Source organism: Mesorhizobium sp. M2A.F.Ca.ET.037.01.1.1 (assembly GCF_003998075.1).
Taxonomy (GTDB): Bacteria; Pseudomonadota; Alphaproteobacteria; order Rhizobiales; family Rhizobiaceae; genus Mesorhizobium.
In genome coordinates this window covers 1-1409 of record NZ_RZSA01001337.1, presented here as the reverse complement: position 1 = coordinate 1409, position 1409 = coordinate 1, and the positions used below count along the sequence as shown (strand labels likewise).

The window sequence follows — 1409 nt, the reverse complement described above, 5'->3', positions numbered from 1 at the left end:
GGGCAAGGACGTTTCCGCAGGTGACCTGTTGGCGCTGCTCGCCAATGCGGAGTTCCACGGCGTGCTGCCGATCGTGCTGCGCAAGTTCAGGGAACGCGGCGACGCCAATCTGCCGAAAGACGCGGGTCTGCGGCAAAAGCTTGCCGAGTTGCGCGACCAGATGACGATGGCGACCGGGCAGTCGATGCTGCTGCAATATCACGGCGATCGCATTATGAAGGCGCTGGCGGCGAAAGGCGTTCCGGCCCGGATCGTCAAGGGGCCGGTGTTCGCGCGCAGGCTCTATAGCCAACTTGCCGACCGGCCGTTCACCGATATCGACATTCTCGTCGACCCGACCGGCATCGAGGAAGCCAACAGGACGATCGCCGAATGCGGCTTTGAGCTCGGCAGCGGCGAGACCCTCTCGCACGAGCTGCAGGAATTCAAATGGCTGGAGAAAGAGAATTCCAGCCTGCTGATCGAGCTGCACGGCAATCTGGTGCACGACACCGGCATGCGCCGGCGCCTGTCGCTCGGCTTCCCCGAGCTGCAGGCGATCGACGGCGGCGAAACCGATACGCCGGCCGCGCTTCTGACCATCGCCATCGTCCATGCCGCCGGCGGCCACAAATTCCACCGGCTGCAGCTATGTGTCGACGTGCTGCAAGGCGTGCGGGCGCTGAGATCGCCGGAAGATGAAGCGCGCCTGCTGGAGGCGGCCCGCATGACCGGCATAGAGCTTGAGCTGGCGACGGTCCTCAACGTCACCGGACGTCTGTTCGGCGCGCCGCGCGCGATCGAGCTTGCGAACCGCATCAAGCCGAACCTCTCGATAAGGCTGGCGAAATGGCTGATCACCGGCAACATGCTGCTGCGCGTCAACTCGCGCGAAAAGCTGCGCTCGCGCCTCAGCCGCGACGCTTTCCGCTGGGTGCAGAGGCTGGCGCGGGCACGGCCCTATCCGGCTTGACCCAGAGCGGCGCGGATCAGCTGCGCCGCTTCGACCGGCCTCGCGCCCACTTCCAGCGTGAAGGTCGGCACCGTCTTGACCAATATTGCGATCGTCGCCATTCGCCTTTTCTGCAGCGGCAAAAGGCCGGTCATGCCGGTCCTCACATTGTCGGCGGCCAAAGCCACCATGGCATCGGTCCTGGCCATGGGCACCAGCCTTGTCTTGCCATCGGCCGAGCGGGCAAGATGAAGAAGAGCCGCGACCGGCCTGGCGCGAACATCCTCGACACGGATGATCTCGCCAAGGCGATCGAGCGACACGGCCTGCTCGCCCTCAGCATCCCATGTCTCGCCAAGGTAGGGCGACACGAAAGGCAGCATCGCCGCGGTGTTGCGATGGATCTTCACTTTACGCGGCATGCCCCAGGCCGTGACGCCGTCCTGTGTCGCCCTGAGGATCATGACGTCGTCGGAAC

General features: G+C 64.8%; 1 protein-coding gene and 1 pseudogene. One reads left to right on the top strand and one right to left on the bottom strand.

Annotated features, from left to right (window positions below):
* The coding region (locus EOA27_RS36515; RefSeq protein ID WP_127258717.1) for a nucleotidyltransferase family protein at window positions 1-952 on the top strand (952 nt) is incomplete at its 5' end.
* Here the strand turns inward: EOA27_RS36515 and EOA27_RS36510 are convergent.
* Window positions 940-1409, bottom strand: a pseudogene (locus EOA27_RS36510) (serine kinase); the annotation flags it as partial. The gene EOA27_RS36515 and the pseudogene EOA27_RS36510 overlap by 13 nt on opposite strands.